The organism is Planococcus sp. CAU13 (genome assembly GCF_000775575.1).
Classification (GTDB): domain Bacteria; phylum Bacillota; class Bacilli; order Bacillales_A; family Planococcaceae; genus Planococcus.
The window spans coordinates 37438-60366 of the sequence record NZ_JRGN01000192.1; the positions used below are offsets into that span (position 1 = coordinate 37438).

Sequence of the window (22929 nt, forward strand, 5' to 3'; positions counted from 1 at the left end):
TGTGAGTTGCTTATTATTTTTTATGGAGTTATTTTCCAATAGGGCTGAGACTTTGTTTTTACAGTCGGACTCGGGGAACATCACAGAGAAAGCAGGGTTGCACGTGCCGAAAAATTATAGTTTCTATATGTTTGGAGTTTTTCTCGGAATTGGTTTGCTGGTCGGACTGGCTTTCCCATCCGTTTTGCAGCTGTTTACCCAAATCCCGCCAGAGGATAGATTCCTCCTGTATCTGCTGGCGATTGCGGCCGGCCTGTTTACAGGTGCAGCCATTTTTTTGGTGAACCATTCTTTTAACCGATACATAATCGGCCATTTCCGCGAAGTGCTGGCCCGTGTTCAAGATGAGGATTACAGCGCGCGTGTGAGATTCTCCGGCCAGGACATGCTCGGATTACTGGGGAATGATGTCAATTGCACGCTCAGCCAGCTGAAAGAAAAAAGCGAAGAAGCGCTGCATGATGATTTGACCGGCCTTCCGAACCGCCAGTTTTTGAAACAATATTACCGGAGGAACAAGAGCAGGCTGGCCGAAGAAAGAACCGCCTTTCTCTTTTTTGATCTCGATAAGTTTAAGGATATCAATGATCAATTCGGCCATCTGTACGGGGACCGTGTGCTGGTCAAAGTGGCTGAGCGGGTCCATTCCGCACTGGCTGAAGACGAATTCCTGGTGCGGCTGAGCGGTGACGAATTCCTGCTCGTGGCGAAGCTTTCAGAAGAGTGCACAGGCAAAGATCTTGCCGAGCAGTTGACATCGCTTTTCACAGAGCCCTACGAGATCCATGACACCTTCTTACAGGTACAGACCAGCATCGGCGTCAGTACGGCTCCCGCCCATGGCACCGAGCTTGGCGAGCTGATCCGGAAAGCGGATTTCGCCATGTATAAGGCGAAGAAAATTAAAGGGGTCACTTATTACATATCAGAGGAAAAGATGGAAAGAGCGAAATCTTTGGCAGATGGAGCGGGGGAGGCTTGTTGATGATTTCTATTTCCTTCTATATATAAAAAGACTCGGCAAACTTTAGAGTGACCCAATAAAATAAGGTTAAAAAAACACCCCCAATGTCGTATATAGCATCAACGACAATTTGGAGGTGTTTTTCTGTATAATGCAATATTTAAAGTCTTACCAGATTTACTGAAGATTTTCCGTGTTTACGAATTAGCGGGTCATTTCCAGCCATTTTTCCACTTCTTTTGCCAGCCCAGTCCAATCACTTTCAGCTATCAGATCTTTTCTCAACAAAGCGCTTCCTGCACCAACAGCAATGGCTCCGGCGTCCAGATAAGATTTGGCAGTGTCAATGGTGATTCCGCCTGTCGTCATAATCTCAATATGACTTAAAGGACCTTTTACATCTTTTATAAATGCCGGCCCAAGGACTGAAGAAGGGAAAAGTTTTACCATAACTGCACCTGCCTGGTGGGCTCTGAGCATTTCACTCGGAGTAAAAACACCCGGGATAACCGGAATACCGAGTTCTGCAGCACGCGTAACAACCGCTTCATCAAGTGCTGGTGAAACTATAAATTGTGCCCCTGCTTCAATCGCCCGGTCGCAGTCTTCTATTGTCAGTACCGTCCCCGCTCCAATCAGCATCTTATCACCGAATACTTCGAGTGCTTCCCGGATAATCAAATCTGCCCGATCGGATTCCATCGTGACTTCGATTACACGTATACCGCCATCATAAAGGGCCTGCACTATTTCAAAGCTTTTTTCGTAAGGAACTTTTCTCAAAACCGGTATAATGGTTGCTGCTTTTAACTTCTCGATGATCATATAGTTCTCCTTTCCCCCGCAAAAAAGCAGGAGAAGAATTTTTTAGCGTTCTATCATTTCCCGCTCTCCCATAAAACATTCCACTTCTTCAAGATAAGGCAATCCTTCATTATCTCCATGGACCTGAACTACCATCGCTCCTATGGCGTTGGCAAACTGCAAAGTCTTTTCCACTGACCAACCGCGGATTGTGCCATACAGGAAACCGGAATCGAAGCCATCTCCAGCGCCGACCGTATCGACTACTTTTGAAACTTTCACACCCGGGAAGTGGGACCAACCATCATTTTCCAATAGATAACAGCCATTTTCGCCATCTTTAATAACAGTGTATTCAATTGGGAATTGCCTTAATTTCTCAATCAATTCGTTGTCTTGAACTGTTTCAAAGAGCAATTCCAATTCTTCTCTGCCGGCCAATAAATAATCTACATAAGGAAGAAAAGTCATAATTGTTTTTCTTGCCTTTTCCTTCGACCATAATTTCAATCGTATATTTGGGTCAAACGATACTTTGACGTTATTCTCTTTAGCAACTTTTAAGGCTTTCAATATAACCGCTGAATTTCTGTCATCAATTGCGGAAAATACGCCTGTAACATGCAATACCTGGGCTTGTCTAATGTAGTCTTCAGGCAGCAATTCGGGAGTCAGTGTTTCTGTCGGTGAGCCTTTTCGATAATAAAAGGTTTTCCCTGCTCCTGATTCCTGTACTTCCTTGAAGTTCAGTGATGTCGAATACCCTTCCATCAACTTCACTTCCGATACATCAATGCCTTCTCCGCGGACAGTATTTAAAATGTGCTTGCCAAACTCGTCTTTTCCAAGTCTGCTGATCCATCCCGCTTTTAAGCCGAGCCTTGCGCACCCTAATATAACGTTCAACTCGGCTCCACCAATTTTGCGTTCAAATTGATTTACAAAGCGAAGGGGTCCTTTTGATTTCGGATCAAATGTAATCAATCCATCTCCGATTGTAATAATTTCCATACAGGCTCTCCTTTTGTCTTGCTTATTTTATTTATCTGCCCATCCATCCGCCGTCTACTACAAGCACATGTCCGTTTACATAGTCTGATGCCGGTGATGCAAGAAACACGGCCGTTCCAGCCAAATCATCAGCTTCGCCCCAGCGAGCCGCAGGAATCCGGTCCAGAATGGACTGATTTCTTTTTTCATCTTTGCGGATGGCTTCTGTATTATTGGTTTCAATATAGCCCGGTGCGATGGCATTTACTTGTACTCCCTTGCCTGCCCACTCATTTGCGAGTGCTTTCGTAAGTCCGGCAACCGCGTGTTTACTCGCTGTGTAAGCCGGAACGAACAAGCCGCCCTGGAATGACAGTAACGAAGCGATATTGATGATTTTACCTGAGCCTCTTTCAATCATCGTCTTACCGATTTCCTGTGACAGGATGAATACCGAGTTGATATTGACATCCATAACGCGCAGCCATTCGTCTTCCTTGAATTCAGCTGCCGGCTCCCGGTGAATTACGCCCGCATTGTTAACCAGGATATCGACAGTGTACTTCTCCAAAACCGGAGCCAGTTTCTCACGAATGGATGAGGTATCGCTCAAATCGATTAAAATCGTTTCGCATGTCCCTCCGATTTCGTCTATCTTCTTTTGGGTATCGCCCAGATTGTCCTGATGTCCGAGTAATAGCACATGCGCGCCAGCAGATGCCAGGCCAAGAGAAATCGCTTGCCCTATTCCTGTTCTCGCTCCGGTGACAAGAGCTGTTTTACCTTTTAATGAGAAGAAATCAAGTGAAAATGACATGTTGGTACCTCCAGTAATATATTTTAGTTTCGTTCCAGCTTTCTTTTTTTCCATAGATCTTCTGCGGCTCCGGAACCTAAGATTACCCCTGCCACTACAAAGACAAGTCCGATCAGATGAAAGACAGTAAGGATCTCCCCTAAGAAGAAAGCTGAACCCAAAATTCCGAAAAGAGTATTTAAGTTGATGAATATCGCTGCTTTCGCCGGCCCTACTTTACCTACCGAATAGTTATACATCATATGTCCGATTGCTGTCGCAATCATGCCGGAGCAAATGATCAGAATCCAGAATGTCGCATCCATTTCCCTGAAAACCTGCCATTCCGCCGGTTCCTGGTAAAGGCCGATAAGAAATAATCCAGCTGAGCCGATGATGAACATATAACCGGTCAGTAAGCGCGGGTCCAAAGTTGCCGCTGCTTTGCTGATGAGCAAAAAGCTCAAAACTTGGCCTAAGATAGATAGGAATATATAAATATCGCCCAATGACACTGAACTTACTCCACTGCTTCCTACAACAACTGTTGCAGATACGCCGAATAAGCCAAGGACAAAGCCTGTCCATTGCAGAAGCGTCGGTTTAAGCCGCAATAACAGCAAGCCGAAAACCGCCGTCATGATGGGCCCTGTTCCCAGGATCAACCCGGCATTTGTACCGGAAGTCATTGTTAGTCCTACGGAAATGAAGTAATGGTGGATAACAACATTCAGCATGGATCCACCGAAGATATACATCCATTCTTTTCTGGTAGGCATTCTGATCAGTTTGGCAAAATATAAAATGATGAAAACTGTGATTCCGGCGATAAAAATGCGCAATGATGTCATCGTGATGGGACCCATTTGAGCTGTTAAGTATTTCAATGCCGGAAGATTCATCCCCCAGGCAAACATGACTGCTACAAGGAGCAGATATAATCTAAAATGACTCATCTAATCCCTCTTTTTAACGGCTTCCTGCAGCTTTTACCTTCCAAGCCAGCCTCCGTCCACTGGAATTGTGATGCCATGGACGTAATCAGCTGCCGGCGAGGCCAGGAAGATAACAGCTCCCTGCATATCTGTTGCCTGTCCCCATCGTCCTGCGGGAATGCGATCAAGGATCTGCCGGTTTCTTGTTTCGTCAGCCAGCAGAGCTGTATTCATTTCTGTGTTCATGTACCCCGGTGCAACAGCATTTACGTTTACACCGCGGCTTGCCCATTCATTGGACAGGGCTTTTGTAAATTGCATAACCGCACCTTTGCTTGCCGCATATGCCGGAACACGCAATCCCCCTTGAAATGACAATAAGGAGGCAAGATTGATGATTTTTCCATATCCTTTATCAAGCATGTGCTTTCCAAAAGTCTGACAGAAGAAAAAAGGAGCGTTTGCATTTACATCCATCACGAAATCCCAATCGTCTTTGGGAAATTCTTCTGCGTTATGCCTTTTTTGGACACCTGCGTTATTCACTAAAATATCGACTTTGCCCATCGCGGCTATGATCTGCTGCAGCAGTTCGTCGTATAAGTGAAAGTCGACCAGATCGAATTCAACGGCCAGTGCTTTGACCCCATGCTTTTCGATATCCTCGATAACCTGTTTTTCTATTTTCCTTGCAATAACTACAACATCCGCTCCTGCGCTTGCGAGCCCCAAAGCCATTTCTTTCCCGAGGCCTCTGTTCCCGCCTGTGACTACGGCTACTTTGCCGGTTAAATCGAATAATTTATTCATTGGAAGAACCACTTCCTGTCGAATGGAACTCATACATAACCTTGACGGCATCCGACTTTTGGGTCAGCAGATCAAAACCTTGCTGCACTTCCTCTGCCGGCAAAACATGCGTGATTATTTCATTGAACAGCTTATTTTCCGCCAGCAGGTCAACAGCCAGCGTAAAATCTTTTTCTGTATAGACACGGATGAAATTCATGGACAGCTCTTTAAACATGCCTTTCAGCAAATCAAGTTCAGCCGGTTTTTTATAGGCAGCAACCATGACAATCGTTCCCCGTACTTTAACTGCGTCCATTACATGAGCCAGTACCGAGGGGTGCCCCGCACAGTCAAATACGAAATCTGCACCGACGCCGCCTGTGTTTTCCAAAACTTTGGCTTTCACATCTTCTTTTAATGGATTGATCGTTGAGAAACCCAATTCTTCCGCTTTTTTCAGGCGCAGTTCGTTGGTCTCTACAATTGTTACGTTGGAAGCTCCGTAGCTTTTCAGCACCAAACCGACGCAGAATCCGATTGTTCCTGCTCCAAACACGACGGCATTGTCTCCCGGTGTGTAATTCCCTTGTCTGGCCGCATGGACAGCGACTGCCACCGGCTCAACCAATGCACCTGAAGCTAACGGCATGCCCTCTGGCAATGCAACTACATTTTCAGCCGGTACCGTCACAAAATCGGCCATTCCACCGTCACAATCGATGCCGATCAGTTTCAATTTTTCACAGACATGGCTCTGGCCATCCCGGCAAGGAGCACAATTTCCGCATTTCAATAATGGATTTACTGTGACAGGCGTGCCTTCTTTAATGGAAGGATGGCCTTTTACCATGGTTCCGGAAAACTCATGCCCGAGCACCAAAGAAGCTTGTGCTCTGGGATGCGCGCCTGAATAGATATTCAAATCACTTCCGCAGATTCCGGCATGGGACGATTTGATCAACGCCCATCCTTCCGTCAGTTCGGGTATTTCTTTGTCTTTTAATGAAACTGTTTGCGGTCCTTCATAGACAATCGTTCTCATCGTTTCACATCCTGATTCGTATAGTCATATTGTTTCTTTAGATGGATTATTTTACTAAGCCAAGCAATTCAGGCAGTTTAAGTGACAGTTCCGGTACGTATGTAACGACCATCAGCACCACGATTGTCGCGACAAAAAACGGGATCAACGGCCGGACAACACTTTCGATGCGCAGATTGGCCACTTTGGCACCCACGAACAGGACTGGCCCTACCGGCGGAGTTATTGTTCCGATGCTGAGGTTGAATACGATTATGATACCGAAATGGACTGGATCGATTCCGAAACTAAGTGCAATCGGCAGGAAAATTGGTGTAAATATCAAAACTGCCGGAGTGGGGTCCATGAACGTCCCAATGATCAATAACACCAGATTCATGATCAATAAAATCAGAATCATATTGTCTGTGATGCTGAGTAACAAGTCTGCAATGATGCCAGGTATATTGGTGAAGGACATAACCCATGACATAATAGAAGAAACACCAATCAGAAAGATGACAATAGAAGTGGTTTTTGCGGATTCGAGTAATATTCTTGGCAGATCTTTAATCTTTATTGCCCGGTATATGAAAGCGAGCATCAATGAATAGACTACTGCAATTGCTGAGCCTTCGGTCGCTGTAAACACACCGCCAACGATTCCTCCGATGACGATGACAATCAGCAGCAGACTCGGAATGGCTTCCAGAAAAACAAGCAGAGCAACTTTTAATGGCACGCGGGCTTCACTTCTGTAACCGGCTTTTCTGGCATAGAAGAAAGCTATTACCATACATGCAATTCCCCATAAGATCCCCGGTACATATCCGGCCATGAATAATGCAGATATGGAAGTTCCTCCACTGACCAGCGAATAGACGATCAACGTGTTGCTTGGTGGAATAAGCATACCGGCAGGTGCCGATGCAATATTCACCGCTGCACTGAATTCACGGTTATATCCTTCTTTTTCCTGAAGAGGCGCCATCGTGCTTCCGACGGCTGCTGCTGCTGCAACTCCCGATCCACTGATGGATCCGAAAAGCATGTTTGCCAGCACGTTGGTATGGGCCAGCGATCCCGGCATTCTTCCGCTCAAGACCTTGGCGCAATTCACCAGCCTTATGGCGATTCCTCCATTATTCATGATGACTCCTGCCAAAATGAAAAAGGGGATGGCCAGTAAGGTAAAGGAATTCATCCCGGTAAACATTCTTTGGGCTGATGTTAATAAGCCATTTTCCATATCCAGCAAAGTGAACATGGCCAGTGCTGATGCCACACCCACACTAATGCTGATTGGTGCTCCTATAATCAAAAGAAAAGCTACACCGATAAACAATATCAGTGCGGCCTGAATAGCAACATCCATTTGACATAACCCCCTAACCTAAAATCAAATTTCCTCTAAAGGTTTTTTCTTCTGAAAAATCAAAAAGATATTATACGCACAATAGAAAATGATACAAATTCCACTAATCGGCATTGCCGCATATAAATAGCCTACAGGGATTTGCAATGATGCAGACAATTGTGTCCAGGCAAGTGCAGTAACAGTGTATCCGCCTTTTACAAGGACCGCTGCTGCAAAAGCGATGACCACTAATTCTATAAAGACTTCCACGCCCATTTTGAGTTTCTGGGGAAATTTATCCCTGATAAATTCAATGGACATATGCCCGTTTTCTCCGAACACATAGGCCGAACCGAATAATACCAGCCAAACAAAACAATACTTGGCAAGCTCTTCAGAAAATACACTCGGATCGTTAAAAACGAACCGAGTGATCACTTGCCAGGTTACCAATAAAACCAGGAAGGCGAATAAAAATATACACATTGCTCCTAAAACTTTATCCAACCCTTTTTTTAAGTAGCTCACACTATCACTCCATTACTTATTCAGCTGCACTGCGGACTTTATCATACAAGGCTTTGGCACTTTCAGATGTAAGTTTTTCATCAATCAGCGGCTGAACCGCTTCGCGGAAAATATCAATATCTACTTCATTGAATTGTGCGCCAGCTTCTTCAGCAGCTTTGATTGCAGCTTCAGTATCTGCATCCCAAAGTTCCACTTCAAGATCGATTGCCGCAGCCAATTCTTCTTCGAAAATTGTTTTGTGCTCATCAGACATTCCTTCCAGAATATCTGTGTTCAAAATCAGGTAATCCGGAAGCATCAAATGGTTGGTGTATGAATAATATGGTGAAATTTCAACATGCTTCAAATTCGAAAAGATCAATTCATTGTTTTCTCCGCCGTCCAATACGCCGGACTGGATAGCTGTGTATACCTCACCCTGACCAAGCGGAGTACCTACTCCACCCATATAGCTCATCATCTGAAGGTTCGTATCACTTTCGATTACACGGATTTTCATTCCTTTTAAATCTTCCGGTGTTTCAATAGGCTTCGTCTTGTTGTATACATTTCTGATTCCGCCGTGGAATGCTCCCAGAACAGTCACTCCCTGATCTTCCAGAGAAGTGTAAAGATCCCCGACAATTTCCTTGTCATTTAATACATTCATTTGATGTTCTTTTGAATCGAATACGTAAGGAAGGTTGAATACAGAGAAATCTTCATTGAACCCTTCCAATAAGCTGCCTGCTACGATGGACATGCCGATTGTTCCGGATTGAACAAGCTCGATCGTTTCGCGCTGAGCACCAAGCAATTCGTTCGGATAAAGATCGATTTCATAAGCTCCGTCTGTTTTCTCTTTCAGAACTTCACCGAATTCTTCCATCGCTTTGTATTGCGGATGAGTATCAGGCTGGTTAAAAGCCACTTTCAGCACCTGAGTTTTTACTTCGCTGCCCTCACCCGAACCATCGGCATTTGAAGAATCCCCACAAGCCGCTAACAATGACATCGATGCAAATGCAGTAACAAGAGCTAAATTTTTGTATTGTTTTTTCATTTTTTCCGTCCCCTTTGATTTCATAATTGGTTTACTGGATATTTCACTTGTTCATTTGCTATGAAGCGCACTGCTTCTTCCGCAACTTTTCTTTTCAACTCTTGAGCAGACTGCTCGGAATACCAGGCCATATGCGGTGTGCATAAAAAGTTGGCATGTTCCAGTAAAGGAGAGTCATTCCCCACCGGTTCCTCTTGGAACACATCCAATGCAGCGCCAGCAATTCTTTTATCTTTCAAAAATTGGTGCAAATCTGCTTCGTTTATGATTCCGCCTCTTGACACATTAATCAGATAGGCGGTGGATTTCATCTTTTCCATTGCCGCGGCATCTATCAGATTTTTTGCTGTTTCCAATGGACAATGGATCGAGATCACATCCGAAATTGCCAACAGCGATTCAAAGTCGATCATTTCAACAAAATCCGGTGTGTTTTTCTTCCTGCTTTCGCTTCTGTTAAGGTCATAAGCAACGACCTTGCAGCCAAGAGCATGCACTTTATGGGCGAATGCTGTACCGATTCTTCCTAAACCGATGATTCCTACAGTTTGTTCGCTGTGCCTGAAAACCGGTATCGAAAGCTGGTAGTTCCAGCCGCCATTTTTTACTTGTTCATTCATTACCGTGATTTTTCGCGTAAGCGCTAACATTAAGGCCAATGCATGATCAGCTACTTCATGCATTCCGTAATCCGGCACATTGCATACTTGGACACCGTGCTTAGTAGCTGCTTCCATGTCGATATTGTTAACTCCGACACCGTAGCGGATGACCAGCTTCAACTCGGGCAATTGCTCCATAACTTTGTCGGTGATCGGTGCATATTGATTCAGGAAAACGGCAGCACCCTTGCCGTTTTCAATCACGTCTTGTTCAGTCTTGCAATTCTGCAATGAATAAGTGATTTGAGACTGCTCAAAAATATTATTTTCAATGTCAATATTTTCATGGTCACAGTCAGTAATCACCACTTGAAAATTATTCATTCACTGACCCCTTTCCAATTGCTCACTGCTGAAAAATAATTAGCGCAGATCTTTCATCGGGACATGGTCCATATCATCAAAGTCCTGATTTTCTCCGCACATTCCCCAGATGAACGTATAGTTGCTCGTTCCCGCCCCTGAGTGAATTGACCAGCTCGGAGAAAGGACTGCCTGTTCATTTTTCACAACTATATGGCGGGTTTCATCAGGCTGCCCCATCAAATGAAAGACTCTTGTGTCTTCTTCCATATCGAAATAGAAATAAACTTCCATTCTTCTTTCATGTGTATGGCTAGGCATTGTATTCCAGCCACTTCCTTCTTCGAGAACGGTAACTCCCATGCTCAACTGGCAGGATTCCAAAACATCAGGATGAATCAGTTGATGGATTGTGCGTTTGTTCATGGATGAATCCTGTCCCAACGGACGTTTGATCGCCTGGTCCAAACCTACTTTTACGGTAGGCAGCTTTTTATGGGCAGGACAGGAGTTGATGTAGAATTTCGCAGGGTTGGCAGCATCTTCAGATTCAAATGAAATATCTTTTGTCCCGCGTCCAATATAAATTCCGTCTTTTGTGCCAAGAGTGTATACTTCCTGATCTAACGTAATTCTTCCTGGACCTCCGATATTGATGACGCCCATTTCTCTGCGTTCCAGGAAGTATTCAGCTGCCAGTTCTTTTCCGGCATCAAGAGTTAAAGCTTGCCCGACCGGCATTGCACCGCCATAGATTATCCGGTCAACGTGGCTGTATGTAAGCTCTACCTGATCAGGACTGAAAACAGTCTCCATCATGAATTCTTCTCTGATTTTTTCAGTTCCGTATTTCTTAAAATCTTCTGGATGATGTGCATAAAGTACTTTCACGTTATCTCTCCTCCAAATGGGTTTGAAATTCATAAGCGAAACATTTATAAAGCGCTTTCATCAAATACAAAAAAATAATTCCGCTTAAGCATATTGGTCCTTATTAAAAAATATGATATTATTGTTCCACATAGCAGAACACCGTTCCACTTTTTTAATTATACAGGGTATCAAAATAATTTCAACAAGATTTTTGAAATTATTTAACAGTTTTGCCTATTAATCAAAAGTTGAGTTTACATTACATAAGAATCTCCTTATGATAAATAGATACATTCAAGTAATATATATATAAGATGATTACCAAGGGGGCAAAAGCAAGTTATGTCAAATGTACAGTCTATAGAGAGGGCTTTTAAGCTTTTAGATGTATTATCTGAATATCCTGAGGGAATTCAAATTACCCGTCTGTCCGAAAAAGTAGGTTTATCAAAAAGCACAGTCCACAGGCTTTTGGCTACGCTTATCAACTTAAATTACGTTTATAAAGATATGGAGTCAGAAAAATACAAGCTAAGTTACCGTATCATCTCTTTATCCCGAAATTTGATAAACAATATTGACATCATTCCTGTAGCAAAACCATTTTTGGAAGCGTTATCTGAAGAGGTCAATGAAACCATCCACCTTTGCATCGAAGATATGGGCGAAGTTATGTACGTGGATAAAATTGAAAGCAACCAGACGATCCGGATGTTCTCAAGAGTAGGCAGCCGTGCACCGATGTATTGTACAGGTGTAGGGAAAGTGCTGCTGTCCGGTAAAAAACCGGAAGATTATCAGCGTATTGCTGAAAGTATTGAGTTTGTCCGCAAAACCCCAAACACTATTTTGAACAAGGAGCAATTAGAACAAGTAGTAGGGGCAATCAGAGAGAAGGGTTACGGACTGGATGACATTGAAAATGAAGAAGGTATTCGCTGTATTGCTGCTCCAATTTTTGATTCCCAAGGAAAAGTAATCGCAAGCTTCAGTATCTCAGGTCCCACTACACGAATGACAATGGAGCGGGTCAATAACGAACTGGTATCAAAGGTAAAAGATACCTCCATGAAGATTTCACGGCAATTGGGTTACAGCAAGTAATTTAAAGAAAATGCAGTGACAATCAGTTAAAAAGAAGAAACTTCACATGAGGTTTCTTCCGAATTTTTTATTGTAAAATTATTCAAGCTCTCTATTGCATTTCTTCGTGAATAATTGATTGGCTATGGTAATCTCTCTTTTAAAGACAATCTGCAAACAAAAAAACCGAACCCGGAGAGAAAAATCTCTCCGGGATTCGGTTCTTTTTTATTTCCTTATTCTTCCGGCAACAAATCTTCAATCGAATCGATGTCCATATAAGCCGGCACAACAAATCCGATTTTGGCGCCTTCTAGGATTTCACCCGGGTTCACCATGTCATCGCCGCATGTTTCAAACTGTGATGAGTGAGTTCCCGGCAGCCATGCAGCAACCATTGCGTCCGCCTGGCCTTCAGCCACTGCTGACCACATCACTGCATTATCAAGCGGCGTCAACATGACGTTAAATCCTTGCGTTTCAAGCACTTGGCCGACTACAGTCGTCGAAGTGGCTTCAATATTTTGTTTTTGCCGGTGGTTTCATTGGCATTTTCTACATTAAAAAGCACAGCTCCGACGGATTTATTCCGGAGCTGCGCTGTTTTTATTATCCATATTCAAAATACCATTTATATTTCCTTCTTATACAAATGCGGCACCCGGCTCATGAAAATCGGCACCTCTTCCCTTACTGTATTCACTTTTTCGAGATCGAGTGCAATTGATATTGTTTCTTCGTCTTCAATGCCCGCTTCGTATAATACGTCTCCCCACGGATCAATGGCCATTGAAGCTCCCGCAAAGGCTACTCCGTCATATTCCCCCACTCTGTTTGCGGAGACCACATACATCTGGTTTTCGATGGCCCGCGCTGTCTGCAGTATTTTCCAATGTGTGGTTCTTGCTGCCGGCCATTCGGCGACCACATGCAGAACCTGGGCTCCGTCCAGCGCCATACTCCGGATAATTTCCGGGAACCTGAGGTCGTAGCAGATGATCAGGCCCATTTTGATGCCTTCCAGTTCAAATACTTCCGGCACCTTTTCTCCGCCTGTCAGAAAATCATGTTCGTTCAGCATCGGCACCAGATGGACTTTATCGTATTCATAAACCAGTTCCCCGCTCCGCGAAAAGACGAAAGATGAATTATAGAACTTGCCGTCTTTTTTATTGGCGACGGACCCCCCGATGATATTGACCTGGTATTTCAGCGCCAGCTCTTTCAAAAAGCTTTTTGTCTCGGCGCCGCCTGTATCGGCCACCTGTTCCAGCGCATCCAGAGTATAGGCAGTGGTCCACATTTCAGGCAGCACGACAATATCCGGATTGTTTTCCCGCATTTCAGCCTTCAGCCACTGACTCACCTTCAGCCGGTTCGCATCGGGGTTGCCCGCTATGATATCCATTTGAAAAACCGAATATTTCATCCCAATCACTTCTTTCAATAATTTATAGCTTCTATCTTTATTATACCTTCAAATCCCTCACCGGATTCACCAGCGTCTCGAACCCATCGATGCGGCATTCCACCACGTCGCCGTCGCGAATGACGACAGCTCCCGGTGTTCCAGTCGAAATGATATCCCCCGGCAGCAGCGTCATGACTTTGGAATGAAATGAAATCAGGTGCTGCGGCTGGAACGTCATATTCGATACAAGGTTGTCGCGGTGGATTTCGCCGTTGATGACGGTCGCCACTTTCAACCCGAGCACGTCTTCCACTTCGTCCGCCGTGACCAATTGCGGGCCAAAGCTGAAGAAGGTGTCAAAGCTTTTGGCGCGTGTCAGGTAGCGCGGATTTTTCTGCAGAATGTCTTCCGCTGTCATGTCGATGACGGTTGTGTAGCCTGCGATGACACTGAGGGCGTCTTCTTCTTCGACGTCTTTGCATACTTTTCCGATGACGATGCCGAGCTCCGATTCCGCCGTTGTGCGGTCGGATTGCAGCGGCACGTTGATGGTATCACCCGGCCCAATGATTGTCGTGTCGGGTTTCATGAAACTTGCCGGCTCGGTATTCGGCGAGACTTCGCTGAGATCCGCAGCGTGCTCGACGTAGTTCAGGCCGATTCCCCATATTTTACGGGGATGACGGTAAAGCGGACCGTATTCGACGTTTTCGACTGCCAGTTTATTCAGCGCCAGTGCATCCTGTCCGCCGAACCACTCTTTAAACGGCTCCAACTGCTCAAGCGGCAGCAAATCGAAAAGATTTGTCGGCCAGTCCTGGTTGAATTCTTTATTGATTGCCTCTATTGGTAGTCCACCTGCAGCAGTAACGACTGCCGCAGTTTCATTGCCATGAATTTTGATGGTTGCCAAACGCATATGTATCGACCCTTCCGTAACATTAGTTTATCAAACAAAACCGCCACCCCGCTACTGGGGCAGCGATTTCCCTTACATGGTTTACTGCGCCGTATACCCGCCGTCGACCAGAATCGTCGTGCCGGTCATGAAATCATTTTCGCTCAGGAAAATGATGGCGTGGGCGATTTCTTCCGGTCTGCCGAGACGGCCGATCGGGTGCTTGTTTACGAGCTGGTCATAGAATTCAGGTCCGAGCGCATCGCGGTTGACCATGCCGGATTCCACGTAGCCCGGCGCCACCGCGTTGACACGGATATTCTTGTTGGCGTATTGGAGAGCGAGTGATTTCGTCATCAGATTGACGGCGCCTTTGGAAGCGTTGTACGCGAACGCACCAGCTTCACCCACACTGCCGAGGATGGATGCGGTATTGATGATGACTCCGCCGCCGTTGTTCATCATGTGGCGGATGGCGTGTTTGGCTCCGAAGAATACGCTGTCCTGATTGACTGCAATGACTTTGTGGTAGTCTTCGTAGCTCAGTTCATGCGTTTCGCTGAGAGCACCGACGCCGGCGTTGCTGACCAGGATGTCGATGGTGCCGAATGTATCGACAGCAAACCTGATCATGTTTTCGACCGCTTCCTCATTTGAAACGTCGACTTGGAAGAAATCCACTTCTCCGCTGCTTTTCAGATCTTCCACTGCCTGTCTGCCGCCTTCTTCATTGAAGTCGGCGACTACGACTTTTGTGCCTTTCGCCAGATAGGCTTTTGCCGCGGCGAGTCCGATTCCTGAAGCGCCGCCTGTCACCACTGCCACTTTTCCTGCTAAATCCATGTGCGTGTCCTCCTTTTTAATGAGTTGCACCTCTTATATTATCTGAATTTTTTACTAATTAAAACTAAAAACCTCGCTTCATAAACTATGCAAAATCCCGCAGGCGGCCATTTTCTCAGACGACTCCTGCGGGATGTGTTTTATTTCTTATCGTTTTCAGTTCCAGATGAACGCTTTATCCTTCTCTTTCATCGTGAACCCCATTTTCTCGATGGCGATCTTGAGCGTTGCTTCCTTCTGTTCGCCTTTCAGCGAATGGGCGAAATGTGGAACATTCAGCGCAATGGAAGGAGTGATGCCTGTTATGACCGGCTTGATACCCATGATCTTTAAGCTTGTCACCATGTCCAGCAGGGGCTGTTCAATCCGGGGATCAATTTCCGTGATCCCGGAAAAATCGATGATCAGGCAATCGAGGTTGTTGCCAGCTTTTTTGACAACATCTTCAACCATCTGCATGGCGCGTTTCAAAGTGATATGGCCGATGATCGGCAGGATGGAAATGTCGTTTGCCAGCGGGACAAGCGGTGAAGATAGCTTTTGAATTTCTTTTTTTGCCGTTTCGAGTTCAAGGATATATGTCAGCAGCGACGACATCATCATAAACATTTCCTGATGTTCCGGCGTGAAGGTAAACGGATGTCTATCCAAACCGCATATGGTGCCATACACTTTTCCGTCTTCATAGTAAATCGGAATTCCTATGAAAGAGCCGTTATCGAACTGCGAAGCGATTTCCAGCTGGGAAGCCCCTTCATCCGCTGAAATATCCGCAATCTTAAGCGCTTCCCCTCCATGCCGGATCGCCAGGCCGCAAAAAGTCTGTTCCAGAGGCGCTTCGTAGCCTGCAGCCACGAGCTCTTCGTTCCTGTTGAACGCTTGCGTGATTGTATTGGTCACTCCATCATTTTCTGCGATGAACAGGGTATTGATATCCATTTGGCCACTGAGCATTTTCAATACCTGGTTGGCAGCTTCATTAAAATTCATAAATTGCCGGGACGGACCCGCATTCGGGTATTCCATCGTATTCCTCCTCTTTCAGGAGTGCAGGCACTGATTGTTTGCTGCACTTTTGCCTGGCAATATTTTTTAGGCAACGCACTATTAATACCCTATTTTACTGATTCTAATCTCCTAAATTCCTTCTATATAAAATAAATAGTAGCTTTGGATTGAAATTGTCTGTTTATTGCCTTATTATGTAAGGAGTAAGCTGATTACAACTCAAGCATTATTTCATTTATGAATAGACATAATTTGGCCGTGTATACCAGACAATAGAGCTGGAAATAACGCCGAAAAGAGGACAGCCTCTTTTCGGCGTTTTTTTATTGGCCGCTTCATACAATAAAGGAGGGAAAGCCGATGGTTCTGACCAGGTACAAGAAAGCTAATGAAAAAATCGCCATGGGTTTATTGTCCTTTATGCCCCGTGAACAAAATTTGGTCGTCCTTAAAAAGACGATGGAGCGTTACGCCAATGACCCGGGCTGGCAATTGTATTTGTGCAAACGCGACGATGACTGCATCGGGGTAATCGGCATCGAATTGGATGACCATACGTTCAATGTCCACCACATCTGTGTCGATCCCTCTTTCCGAAACGAAGGCGTGGGCCATTTCATGGTGGAGAAAGTGCAGGATTTTCACGAGCCGCTCGCTTTGTCCACGACTTCCGAGACGAAGGATTTTCTTGCGAAATGCTGGGAAAAGCAGCATACGATTTAACTAATAACCCCGCCAGCTCAGCTGGCGGGGTTAAAACGTCCATTTCTCCAATTCGAAAAAGAGACAGCGGAACTTCCCGTTGCCTCTTCTCAAAAAGTACGTATTTTATTGATTGCGCAGCGGCTGCAGCGCATTGGTCCAGGCGTTTACCTGATCGAGCATGGTTGTGACCGAACCTTCGTGGACTTCCGCCGGCTTGAACTCGCTCATGTTCTCAAAATCCGTAAACAGCGACATCGCCGGATGCGCCCGGACGGTGGCCACCTGCAGTTCGGCCATGATGATGCGCAACGATTCCGCTGCCCGCACACCGCCGGATGAACCGTAGCTGACGATGCCCGCCGCTTTATTATTCCATTCCACATAAAGGTAATCGATGGCATTTTTCAATGCCGACGTCACGCCATGGTTGTATTCCGGGCAGATAAAGACGTAGCCATCCAGTTCCGCAACTTTCCGGGACCACGGAATGGCTTCCGGCGTCTGATAATCCTGGCTGTACGCCGCAGAAATCGGCTCCGCATACATCGGCAGATTGAATTCCTTCAGATCCACAATTTCGTATTCCGCGTCTCCGCGCTTGTCCGCAATGCTTTTCACCCACTCCGCAACCTGGATGCTGTTGCGTCCCGGGCGCGTGCTTCCTGCAATGATACCAATTTTCGTCATGAAAATGATGCCTCCTCCATTGTAATATGCAATCTCAGGGCTTTCATATCGTGATGCATATTCATCATAGGAAAAAAAGGTGGGAATTACAAATGAAAAGACTGAATATTCTATTCCATGAAGTTTTTGCATCCTGTTCCATTATTTTATCCTGCAGTTTCTTCTATATAAATAAAAAAAAGAACGTCCGTTAAGTGCGCAGGCACTTTGTGGACGTTCTCTTTCATTTAAACAGAAGGGACAGCCGGCTGATCGACAGCCAAAAATTCGGAACGCTTCCCTTCATGCTTATCGAGCATGATCTGCTCAGGCTCAATGCCCTGTTCACGCAGGATGGTGATATTTTGCGTAAGGAACTCATCGCTCCCGACGACATAGAAAAGCCCTTCTTTGTCTGCCGCCAGGTTTTTCATTTCTTCGTAATAGTCTTTGCGGTTGCCGACAAACTGCGAAGTGAAATTTTTATCAGATGCAGATTCGAAAATCGAAGTGAAGAGGAAATCTTTTGTTGAATCGATGTTCAAAGAATGGATTCCTTTGACGTTATCGGCGCGCTCGAAATAATCCAGCACAAGCGGTCTGAACGTCGCCAGGCCGACACCAGATGACAGCAGGTAAACTTTTTTGTCCAGTCTTTTCAGCGGTACGTTGGAATGCGTTTTGAAAATCGCCACTTCCCCGCCGACGCCAAGCTCCCGCAGAATCGTTTTGAACTCAGAGCACTGCTCTTTTATGCGGGTCGTAATGCCGATTGAATTCTCGTTCGGCAAAGTGGAAATGGACATGTGGCGGATCAGGCTGCGGTTCGGCTTTTCGCCTTCGTTGAATCCTCTGAGCGCCAGGTGAAGGTGGGAACCTTCCTCCCATGTAAAACCTTCCGGGCAGTCGAGCAGGAATGTTTTCACCTCAGGTGTTTCTTCAATGATTGTATTTATCTTCGTCCAGTATATTTGCATTTGGATCCTCCTTCACATTTGCGTGCATATTATCCTTACTATACACCAAGTGATAATTATTCTCAATTAAATGAGAGGATTATTTACAAACTGGCTTTCACTTTGTTTTATTGATGACCATGGTCCCTTCAGAACCGGCCAAAATCACTTTATCCGTCAGGCCGATGAACAGGCCGGTCTCGACAACACCGGTGAGAAGTTTAATCTCGTTATGCAGCTCAACCGGATTTGCGATTGACCCAAAAGCACAGTCCAGGATGTAATTGCCGTTGTCTGACACAAACACCCGGCCGTCCCGCTTCCGCAGAACCGGCACAGCACCAAGCGCCGCAATTTTAACAGCCGTGCACTGCCAGGCAAATTGCAGGACTTCGACCGGCAGCGGGAAACGGCCGAGGCGGTCGACCATTTTCGATTCGTCGGCGATGATGATGGATTGTCTGGCATTTACAAGAAGGAGCTTCTCGCGGACGAGCGCCCCGCCGCCGCCTTTGGTCAGCCGGAAATTCGGATCGATTTCATCCGCTCCGTCTATCGCCAGATCGAGCATTCCGGCTTCCGAGAAATCAGTCAGTGGAATGCCGAATTCCTCCGCCCAGCCAGCTGTCTGACTCGACGACGGGATGCCTTTTACGTTAAGGCCCTGTCCGGCAAGTTCGCCGAGGTGCTTCAGCAGCCAATAGACGGTCGAGCCCGAACCGAGGCCAAGCACCATGCCGTCTTCTACATATCCCACTGCTTTTTCGGCGGCTGCTTTTTTGTAGAGATCCTGATTTTCTGTCATCCGGAATCCCCTCCCTGTTTGAAATGTGTTCTTTGAGCAGGCCAGTTTTATTTCTTAACGACGTCATGCCCCCCGAATTCATTGCGCAGCGCAGCGACGACTTTGCCGCTGAACGTGTCTTCTTCGAGGGAACGGTAGCGCGTCAAAAGGGAAAGTGTAATGACCGGAGCCGGCACCTGCAGATCAAGCGCCGTTTCGACCGCCCATTTGCCTTCGCCCGATGAATGCATGACGCCGCGGATATCGCCCAGTTTCGGATCTTTCGAAAATGCGCTTTCCGCCAGCTCCATCAGCCAGGAGCGGATGACGGAGCCGTTGTTCCACACTTTCGCCACGCCTTCCAGGTCATAGTCATAGGGGCTCTTCTCAAGAATCTCAAAGCCTTCCGCCATCGCCTGCATCATACCGTACTCGATGCCGTTATGGATCATTTTCAGGAAATGGCCGCTGCCGGATTCCCCGGCGTAAAAGGAGCCGTTTTCGACGGATACGCTTTTGATGATGGGTTCGATGAATTTGAAAGCGTCCGGATCGCCGCCGACCATCATGCAGATGCCTGTGCGTGCGCCGGAAATGCCGCCGCTCGTGCCGCAGTCCATGAAGCGGATGCCTTTCTCTTTCAGGCTTTCGTTCGTCCGGATCGTTTCTTTAAAATTTGAATTGCCGCAGTCGACGAGGATATCCCCTTCTTCCAGAAGCGGCTCCAAAGCCGCAATGACATTTTCCGTCGCTTTGCCGTGCGGCACGAGCATCCAAAGAACACGCGGCTTTTCCAGCTGCCGCACGGTTTCTTCAAGCGAATAGGCACCGATTGCGCCTTCAGCCGCTATTTTATCCACCAGTTCCCGGTCCACGTCATGCGCGACCACTTCATGTCCCTGCTCCATCAAATTCAACGCCAGATTAGAACCCATTTTGCCGACACCGATCATCGCCAATTTCATCATGTATCCCTCCTGCCTTTTTATTTCAGCCTGCATTTTCCCCTCTCAGACCATGTCCACTTTCAGCCAGCCGCGGACGCTGTTGATGAACCAGACGGCGTCAAAGCTGTCCAGCTCTTCTTTCAAAATGACCTTTTCTTTTAGTTTACCCGCATCAATGAGCTGCTGTCGGAAGGTCCCTGCCAATAAACCACAGCTAAGGGGCGGTGTGTAAAATTCGCCTTCTTTCTCCACGACCAGGTTGCCGATTGTGAATTCCGTGAGTTCACCTTTTTCATTCCATAATAAAACAGAGAAAGCGTTCGGCGCAGCACCTTTTGCCGCGTTTTCGTAGATTTCGCGGTGCGTCGTTTTGTGGTAAAGGAACGCGTTGCCGCTGTCGACCGGTTCGGCAGCAAGCGCACACTGGACCGGTTCAGCAATCGGCGCCGTTTCCTGTGCCTCGGCTGTAATATCACCGTTCTTCGCCAGCAGCAGCCGCACTTTAAATGTACCCCGCGGAAATTCGTCGGCGAGTCCCTGAAGCCGCCTCTCCACCGCTTCCCCGTCTGCCGTAAAATTGAAATACGCCGCGGAATCGAGGAGACGGGCGATGTGATACGCAAGCAACGGATAATTGCCGTCTTCCAGCTTCAGCGATTCAAGCAGCCTGAACTCCGGGCGGCGTGCCGTCAGCACTTCCGCTTTCGTGTGGAGTTCATTGAATTCACCTTCCAAAGTCGAATCCCAGGTCACTCCGCCGCCCACGCCGTAACGCGCACGCCCTTCTTCTTGGTCGATGACGACTGTGCGGATCGGCACGCTGAACACCGCGTTTTTTTCCGGTGTCAGAAAACCGATCGCTCCGCAATACACTTCGCGCGGAGAACTTTCCAGTTCGGCGATGGTCTGCATTGTGCTGATTTTCGGAGCGCCGGTGATCGATCCGCAAGGAAATAAAGCCCGGAACCAGTCCATCAAATTCAATTCCGGCGCAAGTTCCGCCTCAATCGTCGACGTCATCTGATGGACCGTAGGATACGTTTCCACTTCGAACAATTTCACCACGTTGACAGAACCTCTTTTTGCAAGCCGGCTCATGTCATTACGCAATAAGTCGACGATCATCAGGTTTTCCGCCCGTTCTTTTTCAGACGCCAGCAGTTCCGCGACGCGCACCTTGTCTTCTTCCAGTGTCCGCCCTCTTGGCGCAGTCCCTTTCATCGGCTTTGTCTTCAGCCTTCCGCCTTCTGCCCGGAAAAAAAGTTCGGGCGAAGCGGACAGGATGCTCTGTTCGCCGATATTCAAATACGCGCCGTATCCTGCCTGCTGATTGCGGGCAAGCTGGCGGTAAAATGCTCGGTCGTCGCCGCTGAAATCGGCATACAGCCGTTCAGTGTAATTGACTTGATAGGTATGACCTTCTTCGATCGCGTTTTTGATGCTGGCGATGCCGTTTTTGTACCGTTCAGGCGAGCCGGCCAGCTGCCAGCCGCCTACTGTGTATTCTTCGGTTTCAGCCAATTCACCTGTCTCAGCATCCGGTCCTTTGAAAACTCCGAACCAGATCAATGGCAGGGAACCGGTTTCCCGGACTTTCATTTCAGGATGGAAAGCAGGAGCTGCTTCATAGGAGACGAATCCGGCGGCGTATAAGCCCTGCTCCGCCGCTTCATCGATTTTCTGCATAATGGATGGAATTTCTTTCAAATCACGGGTCTGCAATATTTCGAGCGGCTCTGAGAACGCCAGCGGTTCGATTTTGCCCTGTGCATTCTGGAATTCAAATAGAAGATAAGGTCTTTTCATCCGCTGCCGCTCCTTTCCCGTGCCGCTTCCAGGCTTTCGCCTGTTCAACACTATTTTTTAGCATGCGAAAACCGTCGAGCGTCAGAATCGACTCCGGATGAAATTGAATGCCTGTGACCGGCAACTCCCGGTGACGCACGGCCATGACTGCGCCGTCGCTCGTCCGTGCTGTGATTTCAAGACATTCCGGCATAGTCGCTGCATCAGCTGCCAGCGAATGATAGCGGGTGACCTGCGTCGGTGAAGGGATGCCTTCGAACAACCCTCCCCCATCGTGAGCCATTTCAAAAACCTTGCCGTGTATGGGCTGGTCGCCTTTGACAACAGCTCCGCCAAAGTATTGGACAATTGCCTGATGACCCAGGCATACGCCGAGAATCGGCACTTGTGCACTCATTTTTTTTATCACTTCGCGTGTGGCACCTTGTGCTGATGGCCGGCCGGGACCAGGTGACAGCACAATCAGATCCGGCGCCAGCTCTCTAATTTCTGCCGCTGTTATATCAGCATTTTGAAAAACCCGCACGTCCGGGTCCAGCTGTTCAAAATAATGAACAAGATTATATGTGAATGAATCATGGTTATCGATAATCAGGATCATCGAGCACACCTCTTTATATGGGATGTCGAGCTTCTTTAATTATACGTGTTTTAGCCGGTAAATAGAATCTTGCACGGCCCAAACAAAAAATCCTCCCAAAAGGAAGGATTTCATTTTTTCAAGTTTCAGATCAATCTTCATCTTCATCTTC

The 22929-nt window shown here is 46.8% G+C and carries 24 protein-coding genes and 1 pseudogene; 3 read left to right on the top strand and 22 right to left on the bottom strand.

What is annotated here, in order from left to right:
- Positions 1-103: 103 nt before the first annotated feature.
- Positions 104-985: a GGDEF domain-containing protein gene (locus KW93_RS16940; protein WP_052131529.1), complete on the top strand. Its 882-nt coding sequence runs from the start codon at positions 104-106 to the stop codon at positions 983-985.
- 183 nt (positions 986-1168) lie between these two features.
- Here the strand turns inward: KW93_RS16940 and KW93_RS08365 are convergent, their stop codons facing one another.
- The 11 genes from KW93_RS08365 to kduI are packed head-to-tail and all read right to left on the bottom strand — an operon-like array spanning position 1169 to position 11088.
- Positions 1169-1789, bottom strand: coding sequence for a bifunctional 4-hydroxy-2-oxoglutarate aldolase/2-dehydro-3-deoxy-phosphogluconate aldolase (locus tag KW93_RS08365; protein ID WP_033542537.1), 621 nt, complete (start codon positions 1787-1789; stop codon positions 1169-1171).
- A gap of 42 nt (positions 1790-1831) precedes the next feature.
- Positions 1832-2779 carry a sugar kinase gene (locus KW93_RS08370; RefSeq protein WP_033542538.1) on the bottom strand — a complete coding sequence of 316 codons (948 nt, stop codon included), beginning with the start codon at positions 2777-2779 and terminating at the stop codon, positions 1832-1834.
- A 31-nt stretch (positions 2780-2810) separates the two neighbouring features.
- A complete protein-coding gene (gene kduD / locus KW93_RS08375; protein ID WP_033542539.1) occupies positions 2811-3575 on the bottom strand; it encodes a 2-dehydro-3-deoxy-D-gluconate 5-dehydrogenase KduD in 765 nt (254 codons plus the stop codon).
- 23 nt (positions 3576-3598) lie between these two features.
- Positions 3599-4510, bottom strand: a complete 912-nt coding sequence (locus KW93_RS08380; RefSeq protein WP_033542540.1) for a DMT family transporter — start codon at positions 4508-4510, stop codon at positions 3599-3601.
- Between the two features lie 33 nt (positions 4511-4543).
- On the bottom strand, positions 4544-5299 hold the full coding sequence (gene kduD / locus KW93_RS08385; protein ID WP_033542541.1) for a 2-dehydro-3-deoxy-D-gluconate 5-dehydrogenase KduD: 756 nt from the start codon (positions 5297-5299) through the stop codon (positions 4544-4546).
- On the bottom strand, positions 5292-6323 hold the full coding sequence (locus KW93_RS08390; protein ID WP_033542542.1) for a zinc-dependent alcohol dehydrogenase: 1032 nt from the start codon (positions 6321-6323) through the stop codon (positions 5292-5294). The genes kduD (KW93_RS08385) and KW93_RS08390 overlap by 8 nt, the downstream gene beginning before the upstream one ends.
- A 46-nt stretch (positions 6324-6369) precedes the next feature.
- Entirely contained in the window at positions 6370-7677 is a 1308-nt protein-coding gene (locus tag KW93_RS08395; protein ID WP_033542543.1) for a TRAP transporter large permease, read from the bottom strand.
- A 24-nt stretch (positions 7678-7701) separates the two neighbouring features.
- Positions 7702-8187, bottom strand: a complete 486-nt coding sequence (locus tag KW93_RS08400) for a TRAP transporter small permease (RefSeq protein ID WP_033542544.1) — start codon at positions 8185-8187, stop codon at positions 7702-7704.
- A gap of 16 nt (positions 8188-8203) precedes the next feature.
- Complete coding sequence (locus KW93_RS08405; RefSeq protein ID WP_033542545.1) at positions 8204-9232, bottom strand: TRAP transporter substrate-binding protein; 1029 nt, start codon at positions 9230-9232, stop codon at positions 8204-8206.
- Between the two features lie 20 nt (positions 9233-9252).
- Entirely contained in the window at positions 9253-10218 is a 966-nt protein-coding gene (locus KW93_RS08410; RefSeq protein ID WP_033542546.1) for a C-terminal binding protein, read from the bottom strand.
- Between the two features lie 39 nt (positions 10219-10257).
- Positions 10258-11088 (bottom strand): 5-dehydro-4-deoxy-D-glucuronate isomerase, encoded by an 831-nt coding sequence (kduI, locus tag KW93_RS08415; RefSeq protein WP_033542547.1) that lies wholly within the window; start codon positions 11086-11088, stop codon positions 10258-10260.
- Between the two features lie 324 nt (positions 11089-11412).
- Between kduI and KW93_RS08420 the strand changes: the two genes are divergently transcribed.
- Complete coding sequence (locus KW93_RS08420; protein ID WP_033542548.1) at positions 11413-12174, top strand: IclR family transcriptional regulator; 762 nt, start codon at positions 11413-11415, stop codon at positions 12172-12174.
- Between the two features lie 221 nt (positions 12175-12395).
- Here KW93_RS08420 and KW93_RS08425 read toward each other — a convergent pair.
- From KW93_RS08425 to KW93_RS08445, 5 genes and pseudogenes are all read right to left on the bottom strand, one after another.
- Positions 12396-12671 (bottom strand): annotated as a pseudogene (locus KW93_RS08425) (glycine betaine ABC transporter substrate-binding protein); the annotation flags it as partial.
- A gap of 113 nt (positions 12672-12784) precedes the next feature.
- On the bottom strand, positions 12785-13591 hold the full coding sequence (locus tag KW93_RS08430) for a carbon-nitrogen family hydrolase (protein WP_327078715.1): 807 nt from the start codon (positions 13589-13591) through the stop codon (positions 12785-12787).
- Positions 13592-13622: 31 nt separating this feature from the next.
- Complete coding sequence (locus KW93_RS08435) at positions 13623-14483, bottom strand: fumarylacetoacetate hydrolase family protein (protein ID WP_033542550.1); 861 nt, start codon at positions 14481-14483, stop codon at positions 13623-13625.
- An 81-nt stretch (positions 14484-14564) separates the two neighbouring features.
- On the bottom strand, positions 14565-15305 hold the full coding sequence (locus KW93_RS08440; protein WP_033542551.1) for an SDR family NAD(P)-dependent oxidoreductase: 741 nt from the start codon (positions 15303-15305) through the stop codon (positions 14565-14567).
- Positions 15306-15461: 156 nt separating this feature from the next.
- The gene (locus tag KW93_RS08445) at positions 15462-16331 is read right to left on the bottom strand and encodes a GAF domain-containing protein (protein ID WP_033542552.1); all 870 of its coding nucleotides are present in this window, start codon (positions 16329-16331) and stop codon (positions 15462-15464) included.
- Positions 16332-16673: 342 nt separating this feature from the next.
- On the opposite strand from KW93_RS08445, the gene KW93_RS08450 reads away from it, so the two are divergent.
- A complete protein-coding gene (locus KW93_RS08450) occupies positions 16674-17036 on the top strand; it encodes a GNAT family N-acetyltransferase (RefSeq protein ID WP_033542553.1) in 363 nt (120 codons plus the stop codon).
- Positions 17037-17141: 105 nt separating this feature from the next.
- Here the strand turns inward: KW93_RS08450 and KW93_RS08455 are convergent, their stop codons facing one another.
- The 6 genes from KW93_RS08455 to KW93_RS08480 all read right to left on the bottom strand — a co-directional run bounded on the left by KW93_RS08455 (position 17142) and on the right by KW93_RS08480 (position 22778).
- Positions 17142-17705: an NADPH-dependent FMN reductase gene (locus KW93_RS08455; RefSeq protein ID WP_033542554.1), complete on the bottom strand. Its 564-nt coding sequence runs from the start codon at positions 17703-17705 to the stop codon at positions 17142-17144.
- Positions 17706-17932: 227 nt separating this feature from the next.
- Positions 17933-18661: a bifunctional nitric oxide dioxygenase/dihydropteridine reductase 2 gene (locus KW93_RS08460; protein ID WP_033542555.1), complete on the bottom strand. Its 729-nt coding sequence runs from the start codon at positions 18659-18661 to the stop codon at positions 17933-17935.
- Positions 18662-18758: 97 nt separating this feature from the next.
- Positions 18759-19445: a ribose-5-phosphate isomerase RpiA gene (gene rpiA, locus KW93_RS08465; protein WP_033542556.1), complete on the bottom strand. Its 687-nt coding sequence runs from the start codon at positions 19443-19445 to the stop codon at positions 18759-18761.
- A gap of 47 nt (positions 19446-19492) precedes the next feature.
- Positions 19493-20389: a phosphogluconate dehydrogenase (NAD(+)-dependent, decarboxylating) gene (gene gnd, locus KW93_RS08470; protein WP_033542557.1), complete on the bottom strand. Its 897-nt coding sequence runs from the start codon at positions 20387-20389 to the stop codon at positions 19493-19495.
- 45 nt (positions 20390-20434) lie between these two features.
- Positions 20435-22177: an aminodeoxychorismate synthase component I gene (gene pabB, locus KW93_RS08475; RefSeq protein ID WP_033542558.1), complete on the bottom strand. Its 1743-nt coding sequence runs from the start codon at positions 22175-22177 to the stop codon at positions 20435-20437.
- Positions 22152-22778, bottom strand: coding sequence for an anthranilate synthase component II (locus KW93_RS08480; RefSeq protein ID WP_033542559.1), 627 nt, complete (start codon positions 22776-22778; stop codon positions 22152-22154). Before KW93_RS08480 ends, pabB begins: the two co-directional genes overlap by 26 nt.
- Positions 22779-22929 lie beyond the last annotated feature (151 nt).